Below are 7,969 nucleotides of genomic sequence, written 5' to 3'. Positions count from 1 at the left end.
TTTCGGATCGTGCTTCGCCAGCACCTTCGTGATCGCCGCCGTCAGCGTCGTCTTGCCGTGATCGATGTGCCCAATCGTGCCCACGTTTACGTGCGGCTTGGAACGGTCAAATTTTTCTTTCGCCATAGAATCGTGCTCCTAGCTGAGATCGGTCTACCTTTTCACCTCGCGGCCCTGAACACGGGCCATGATTTCTTCTGAGAGGGCCTTGGGCACCTCTTCGTAATGGGCAAAATGCATGGTGTAGCTGGCGCGGCCCTGGGTGGCGGAGCGCATTTCCGTGGCATAGCCGAACATGTCGCTGAGCGGGACCAGGGCGCGGATGATCTGGCTGCCGGCGCGGGGTTCGGTGCCTTCGATGCGGCCGCGGCGGCGGTAGAGGTCGCCGGTGATGGCGCCGATGTAGTTCTGCTCATCGGGTACCACGACTTCGACCTTCATCACGGGTTCGAGCAGCACCGGCTTGGCTCTTTTGGCGGCTTCCTTGAAGGCCATGGAGCCGGCGATCTTGAAGGCGACCTCGCTCGAGTCCACCTCGTGGAAACTGCCGTCGTAGAGCGAGACTTTGATGTCCTTCATCGGGTAGCCGGCGAGCACGCCGCCCTCCATGGCTTCCTCAATGCCCTTCTCCACCGGCTTGATGAACTCCTTGGGGATGGCGCCGCCGACGATATCGTTTTCGAAGATGAAGCCAGCGCCGGTTTCGCCGGGCTCGATGGTGATTTTGACGTGGCCGTACTGGCCGCGGCCGCCGGTCTGACGGATATATTTACCTTCGGCTTCGGCCTTCTGGCGGATGGTTTCCCGGTAGGCGACTTGTGGCTTGCCCACGTTGGCCTCGACGCCAAACTCGCGCATCATGCGGTCAACCAGAATTTCCAGGTGCAGCTCGCCCATGCCGCTGATGATGGTCTGGCCCGTCTCGGCGTCGCTATGGACGCGGAAGGTGGGATCCTCCTGCGCCAGCTTGCCCAGCGCCTGGCCCATTTTTTCCTGATCGCTCTTCGTCTTGGGTTCGACGGCCACATCGATGACGGGCATGGGAAACTCGATCGATTCGAGCAGAACGGAATGATCTTCGTCGCAGATAGTGTCGCCGGTGGAGACCGTCTTGAGGCCGACGCAGGCGGCGATATCGCCGGCCCAGACGTCGCTGATCTCCTCACGCTTATTGGCGTGCATCTTGAGCAGGCGGCCGATGCGCTCACGCTTCTGCTTGGTCGAATTCCAGACCGACAGGCCGGTATCGAGATGGCCGCTGTAGACGCGAATGAATGCCAACTGGCCCACGAACGGGTCGGTCATGATCTTGAAGACGAGCGCAGAAAACGGCGCGTTGTCATCGGCGGCGCGGGTGACCTCCTGGCCCTTTTCGTCGGTGCCGGTGACGGCAGGCACGTCCAGCGGCGAGGGCAGGTAATCGACCACCGCATCGAGCAGCGGCTGCACGCCCTTGTTCTTGAATGAAGAGCCGCACAGCACCGGGAACAGCTTCATGGCGATGACTGAGCGGCGCAGGCTGGCCTTCAGCTCTTCCGGCGCAATCGGTTCGCCGTTCATGTACTTTTCCAACAGCGTGTCGTCGCACTCGACGATGCGCTCGACCATCTGTTCGTGGTAGGTGCGGGCGAGATCGGCCAGCTCGGCGGGAATTTCGCCCTCATCGAACTTGGCGCCCAAGGTCTCATCGCGCCAGGTGATGGCCTTCATCGTGAGCAGATCGACGACGCCGCGGAAGCCGTCCTCGTGGCCAATCGGGACCTGGATGGCGACGGCCGGCGCATGCAGGCGGGTATGGATGGTGCCGAGGGCATGGGCAAAGTCGGCGCCGGCCCGATCCATCTTATTCACGAAGCAGATACGGGGCACGCCATACTTGTCCGCCTGCCGCCAGACGGTTTCCGACTGTGGCTCGACGCCATGCACGCCGTCAAACAGCGCCACCGCGCCGTCGAGCACGCGCAGCGAGCGCTCGACTTCGGCGGTGAAATCGACGTGGCCGGGCGTATCAATGATGTTGATGCGGATGTCGTGCCAGTAGCAGGTGGTGGCGGCGCTGGTGATAGTAATGCCGCGCTCCTGCTCCTGCGCCATCCAGTCCATCGTGGCGGTGCCCTCATGCACCTCGCCAATGCGGTGGGTGATGCCGGTGTAATAAAGGATGCGCTCCGTCGTAGTGGTCTTGCCGGCATCGATGTGGGCCATGATGCCGATGTTGCGGTTGCGCGGAAGTGGAACTTGACGAGCCATGAAAAATCAGTACTTCCTGTTTACCAGCGGTAATGGGCGAAGGCACGGTTGGCTTCGGCCATGCGGTGCACGTCTTCACGTTTTTTGACGGCGCCGCCGCGATTGTTGGCGGCGTCGAGAATTTCATTGGCGAGCTTGTCGACCATGCCCTTTTCGCCCCGGCCGCGCGCATTGGAGATGATCCAGCGGACCGCAAGCGAAACCCGGCGGGTCGGGTTGACCTCGATCGGAACCTGATAGTTGGCGCCGCCGACGCGGCGGGTTTTGACTTCCACCACAGGCTTGACGTTTTCGACCGCGCGTTTGAAGACTTTCAGGGCGTCGCTGCCTTCCTCGGCGGCCTCGCCCTCGGCGGCAGACTCCGCCGCAGCTTCCGGCTTCGCTTCCGGCTTGGGCGCCTTTTCGCCAACGCGCTCCAGGGCGCCGTAGAAGATGGCCTGGGCGGTGGATTTTTTGCCGTCCCACATCATGGAGTTGATGAACTTCTCCACCAGGCGCGAATCGTGGATGGCGTCGGGAGCGACTTCACGTTTTTCGATGTGACCTTTGCGTGGCATGAAAACCTCGTCGGGCTAGGCCTTGGGGCGCTTGGCGCCGTATTTCGAGCGGGACTGTTTGCGGTTGGCGACGCCGACGGCATCCATGGTGCCGCGCACGACGTGATAGCGAACGCCGGGCAGATCCTTGACGCGGCCGCCGCGGATGAGCACGATCGAGTGCTCCTGCAGGTTGTGGCCGATGCCGGGGATGTAGGTGGTCACTTCGACGCCGTTGGTGAGGCGGACGCGGGCCACCTTGCGCAACGCGGAGTTGGGCTTCTTGGGCGTCTGGGTGTAGACGCGCGTGCAGACGCCGCGCTTTTGCGGGCAGCTCTGCAGTGCCGGCGAGGCGGTCTTATAGCGCGCCTTCTGGCGGCCCTGGCGCACGAGCTGATGAAAAGTAGGCATAGACGCGTCCGCCGTCGCGTCAAACCGCGACAGCTTTCCCTTCCGAGCAAATTCTCGATCCCACAAGATCCAGACGACGGCATGCCGAACGCCGTGCTCCGGAGAGCACGAGTCAGCCCCGTTTCGCCTTGGCGGCCGCGCCATAGCCCTGCGGGTGCAGGGTAGTCGACTCGGCTGAGCGAGGGGAAAACCAATCGCCGCGCAGGGGTTAGCCCGTGCGGCCAAGCTCCTCGTGAAAACCTTTGTATCGTACCACAAATTGTGGGTTGAGTGTCAACGCGGGCAGCCTGCTCAGCAGATCAGCGGATCAGCTTGTCAGCCGAACCCTCGATAGCGTGCAGTTCGCACCAGGGTGTCACACATAGAGGTCCCGAGTCGTTATATAGGGTTTAGCGTGACATGCTAACCTGAAGGTTCTTGTGTGGTGGGAGCGGATGCATAAAAGAAGGCTTCTGGGCTGGACCGCAATAATTGTTTTGCTAGTGGCGCTAGCGAACTGTGGCGGTGAAAAGAAAAATACGCCGGCAGGGGCCCAGGCCAGTGCGGCCATGCAGGCCATGCCGGTGCAAGTGCAGGTCGCGCAGAGAGAAGCGATTCCAGATACCTCGACGTATGTGGCCTCAATTCAGTCGCTGAGCTCGACGACCATCTCCCCGCAAGTAACGGGCGTGCTGCAATCCATCAACGTCAGTTCGGGCGAACGCGTGCGCCAAGGACAACTGCTGATGCAGATCAATCCCGAGGCGCAGGCGGCCCAGGTCGCCAATCTGGAACACGCACGCACCGCGCAAGCCTCGACCCTGCAGTTCGATCAACAGCAGTTGGCACGGGCGAAGGCGCTGTACGACGAAAAAATCGGAACACTGATGGACCTGCAGCAGGCGCAGTCCGCCCATAACACGGCGACAGCGCAGCTCAGCGCGCTGGAGGCGCAGATCCAGCAAGCAAAGGTGACGCTGGGGTATTACAAGATCACCGCGCCCCGGGAAGGCATCGTGGGCGACATTCCGGTGCGCGTGGGCGACACGGTGCAGACGGGCACCACGCTGACGACGCTCGACTCCACGCAAGGCACACAGGTCTATGTCCAGGTGCCACTGGAGCAATCGGGCAAATTGCGCTCGGGATTGGCCGTCGGGGTCTTGAACGCACAGGGACAGGTGCTGGCGCATACCCGGATCTTTTTTGTTTCGCCGCAAGTCGATCCCGCCACCCAGACGATCCTGGCGAAAGCAGCCATTCCCCCGGAAAATGCAGCCAATCTGCGCACGCAACAGTACGTGCAGGCGCGCATTACCTGGGGCACACATCAGGGATTTCAAGTGCCGGTGCTGGCGGTGGTGCAGGAAGCGGGCGGGGCATTCCTCGATTTGGCGCAACCGGTGACCCAAAACGGACGCAAGGGCTTCGTCGTGCATCAGTTGCAGGTTTCGCTGGGAGCCATTACGGGCAACAACGTCGAGGTGCTGTCGGGGCTGCTTGCGGGCCAGATGGTGATCGTGTCGCAGCACCAGATTTTGCGCGAAGGGATGCCGGTCCTGCCTATGCCGCCGGGCGGATTTAAGGGCAAACCAGGGAAATAGCAGGATCGCATGGTTGATTTTTTTATCCGCCGCCCGATCTTCGCCAGCGTGCTGGCGCTGCTGATCGTACTGGCGGGAGCGATTTCGATTCCTTCGCTGCCGGTCTCGCAGTATCCAACGATTGCGCCACCGGCGGTGCAGGTGACGGCGGCCTATATCGGAGCGAACGCGGAAGAGGTGGAATCGGCGGTGACGGTGCCGCTGGAGCGGGCCATCAACGGTGTCCAGGGGTTGAGGTACCTGACCTCGAGCAGCACCAATCAGGGGGTGGCGTCGATTACCGTCACCTTCAACGTGGGCACCGATCTGGACCTGGCGCAGGTGGACGTGGTGAACCGGGTGCAGAGTGTACTCGGATTGCTGCCGGCCTCCGTCACGCAGCAGGGATTGGACATACGGAAGGCGCCGGGGGCGGGCGGGTTTGTGTTCGTGGCGGGGTTCTACTCGCCCAATAACCAGTACAGCAACCTGTTCATCAGCAACTACCTGGACGTGAACGTTACCGACGCGCTGAAGCGGGTGCCCGGCGTCAGCGACGCGATCGTATTCGGGGCGCAGATCTACGCCATGCGCATCTGGCTCGATCCGGCAAAGCTGGCGGCGCGCGGCCTGACGGCCAGCGACGTCCTGAGCGCAGTGCAGGAGCAGAACGTCGCGGTCGGAGCTGGCCTGGTGGGCGCGCCGCCGGCGCCGCCGGGGCAGAGCTACGAAATCAGCGTGCGCACGACGGGACGGCTGTCGACGCCGGCCGAGTTCAACAACATTATTCTGAAGACGGAAAAGAACGGCACCCTGGTGAAGCTCAGCGACGTGGGCCACGCCGATCTGGGGGCGCAGGATTACAGTACAGCGATTGACTACAACGGGATGCAGGGGGTAGGCGTTGCCGTAAGCCAACTGCCGGGGGCGAACGCGCTGGCGGTGAATACGGCGGCGCAGGCGGAGCTGGCGAAGCTGTCGAAGAACTTCCCGCCGGGACTGAAATACGCGATTGCGTTCAATTCGACAACCGCGGTGAGTGAAGGCATCAAAGACGTACTGATCACGCTGATCGAGACGATCATCATCGTGATCGTGGTGATGTTTTTCTTCCTGCAGGACTGGCGAACGACGGTCATTCCGGGCTGCACGATTCCGGTGTCGCTGATCGGGGCTTTCATCTTCGTGAAGGGGTTTGGATTCTCGATCAACATGCTGACCCTGTTCGCCGTGATTCTGGCGACGGGGCTGGTGGTCGATGACGCGATCGTGGTGGTGGAGAACGTCGAGCGGCATTTGTCGGAAGGGGTGACGGTGCCACACCGGGCAACGTCGGTGGCGATGTCGGAAGTCACCGGCGCGCTGGTGGCGACCGGACTGGCGCTGATTTCGGTGTTTGTGCCGGTGTCGCTGTTTCCGGGCACGACGGGGATTTTGTTCCGGCAGTTCGGATTGACGATTGCGTTTGCGGTGGCGCTGTCGGTATTCAACTCGGTGACGCTGTCGCCGTCGCTGTCGGCGCTGCTGCTGCGGCACAAGCCGGAGGGCAAGCATGGGCTGTGGGGCCTGATCAACCGCGGCATAACCGCGTTCGCGCATGGCTACCGGCGCTGGCTGGGAGCGCTGATCCGGTGGCGCTGGGTGGTGCTGGCGTTCTTTGTGGTGGCGCTGGGGGCGACATTCTGGGTCTATACCGTGGTGCCGACGGCGTTTTTGCCGGCGGAAGACATGGGCTACTTCTTTCTTATCGTCCAGGCGCCGCCGGGAGCTTCGCTGAGCTATACGCAATCGATCGCGCATCAGGCGGAGGCGGTGCTGGCGAAGCAGCCTGAGGTGGCGGGCGATGTGGCCGTGGCCGGATTCAGTTTCACCGGCGCGGCGCCGAACGGGGGCATGATATTCGTCAGCCTGAAGCCGTTCAAGGAGCGCAAGGGCCCGGCGCACTCGGCCGAGGCGGTGGTGAACCGGCTGCGGGGAGAACTGTTCATGATCCCCGGGGCGATGGTGATTCCTTTTTTGCCCCCGCCGATTCAGGGGCTGAGCCAGTTTGGTGGATTCCAGTTTGAAGTGCTGGATCAGGGCGGGCACACGCCACAGCAGTTGTACGATGCCACCGAAGCGGTGGTGAACGCGGGCAATCAGGACCCGCGGCTGACGGGGCTGTTCAGCAGCTTTACCGCGAATGATCCGCAGTTTATCGTGGCGATCAACCGCGAGAAGGCGAAGAGCCTGGGCGTGCCACTGGGTCAGATCGCGAGCACGCTCGAAGGCTACATGGGGTCGGTGTACGTCAACAACTTCGATTTCAACAACCGCACCTATCGCGTGTACGTGCAGGCGAGCGCGGATTTCCGCAACAATCCGAAAGATATCGGGCAGTACTACGTGCGCAGCACCGGCGGACAGATGATTCCGCTGGCCAGCCTGATCTCGATCAGCGAGACGACGACGGCGCAGGTGATTCCGCACTACAACATTTTCCGGGCAACCGAAATTGACGGCAGCCCGCAGTCCGGCATCTCGAGCGGCCAGGCGATTCAGGCGATGGAGCAGGTTGCCAATAAGGCGCTGCCGACCGGGTTCACCTTTGCGTGGACAGGGATTTCGCTGGAACAGATTGAATCGGCCGGCAAGACGGGGCTGCTGTTTGGGCTGGGGATTCTGGTGGTGTTTCTGGTGCTGGCGGCGCAGTACGAGAGCTGGTTTCTGCCGTTCATCGTCATGCTGGGGGTTCCCGTGGCGCTGCTGGGAGGGTTGGGCCTGCAGGGGCTGCGGGGCCTGCAGGACGACATCTACTGCGAGATCGGGCTGATCATGCTGATCGGCCTCGCGGCGAAAAACGCGATTCTGATCGTGGAGTTTGCCGAGCAGTTACGCAAGCGCGGACATCCGCTGGTGGAGGCGGCGCTGGAGGCGGCGCGGGTGCGGCTGCGGCCGATTCTGATGACCTCGCTGGCCTTCATCCTGGGCATGCTGCCGCTACTGTTCGCCACCGGGGCCGGCTCGGCCGGCCAGCGCTCGGTGGGCACCACGGTCGTGGGCGGCATGATTCTGTCGACGTTCCTGAACCTGGTCTTCATCCCCGTGCTCTACGTCATCATCGAGAGCGCCCGCGAACGCGCCCACGCGGCCGGCTAGCCGCACCGCTCCCGCTGACCACCTCTTGTTCTCAACTAGCCACGCGATCTCCCAAAGGCTAATCGCCGAAAG

At 62.4% G+C, this 7,969-nt stretch carries 6 protein-coding genes; 2 read left to right on the top strand and 4 right to left on the bottom strand.

The window, feature by feature from the left end:
- The 4 genes from tuf to EPN33_15095 form a co-directional block, all read right to left on the bottom strand.
- Nucleotides 1–126 (bottom strand): elongation factor Tu (gene tuf / locus EPN33_15110; protein TAN20693.1); only part of this gene is annotated, 126 nt, incomplete at its 3' end.
- 27 nt (nt 127–153) lie between these two features.
- Nucleotides 154–2,250 carry an elongation factor G gene (gene fusA / locus EPN33_15105; GenBank protein TAN20692.1) on the bottom strand — a complete coding sequence of 699 codons (2,097 nt, stop codon included), beginning with the start codon at nt 2,248–2,250 and terminating at the stop codon, nt 154–156.
- Between the two features lie 20 nt (nt 2,251–2,270).
- Nucleotides 2,271–2,807, bottom strand: a complete 537-nt coding sequence (locus EPN33_15100; protein TAN20691.1) for a 30S ribosomal protein S7 — start codon at nt 2,805–2,807, stop codon at nt 2,271–2,273.
- 15 nt (nt 2,808–2,822) lie between these two features.
- Nucleotides 2,823–3,197, bottom strand: coding sequence for a 30S ribosomal protein S12 (locus EPN33_15095; protein ID TAN20690.1), 375 nt, complete (start codon nt 3,195–3,197; stop codon nt 2,823–2,825).
- A gap of 434 nt (nt 3,198–3,631) precedes the next feature.
- Here EPN33_15095 and EPN33_15090 point away from each other — a divergent pair, with 434 nt between their 5' ends.
- Entirely contained in the window at nt 3,632–4,780 is a 1,149-nt protein-coding gene (locus EPN33_15090; protein TAN20689.1) for an efflux RND transporter periplasmic adaptor subunit, read from the top strand.
- 9 nt (nt 4,781–4,789) lie between these two features.
- Nucleotides 4,790–7,897 carry an efflux RND transporter permease subunit gene (locus EPN33_15085; protein TAN20688.1) on the top strand — a complete coding sequence of 1,036 codons (3,108 nt, stop codon included), beginning with the start codon at nt 4,790–4,792 and terminating at the stop codon, nt 7,895–7,897.
- The last annotated feature ends 72 nt before the right edge of the window (nt 7,898–7,969 follow it).

Source organism: Acidobacteriota bacterium (assembly GCA_004299485.1).
Lineage (GTDB): Bacteria > Acidobacteriota > Terriglobia > Terriglobales > SCQP01 > SCQP01.
Note: the sequence above shows the minus strand (reverse complement) of the source record. Positions and strands in the feature narration are given on the sequence as shown.

Excerpts from the sequence above, each read along its gene's own strand:
- EPN33_15090 (TAN20689.1), top strand. The coding sequence starts at position 3,632 with ATGCATAAAAGAAGGCTTCTGGGCTGGACCGCAATAATTGTTTTGCTA.
- EPN33_15100 (TAN20691.1), bottom strand. The coding sequence starts at position 2,807 with ATGCCACGCAAAGGTCACATCGAAAAACGTGAAGTCGCTCCCGACGCC.
- EPN33_15085 (TAN20688.1), top strand. The coding sequence starts at position 4,790 with ATGGTTGATTTTTTTATCCGCCGCCCGATCTTCGCCAGCGTGCTGGCG.
- fusA (TAN20692.1), bottom strand. The coding sequence starts at position 2,250 with ATGGCTCGTCAAGTTCCACTTCCGCGCAACCGCAACATCGGCATCATG.
- EPN33_15095 (TAN20690.1), bottom strand. The coding sequence starts at position 3,197 with ATGCCTACTTTTCATCAGCTCGTGCGCCAGGGCCGCCAGAAGGCGCGC.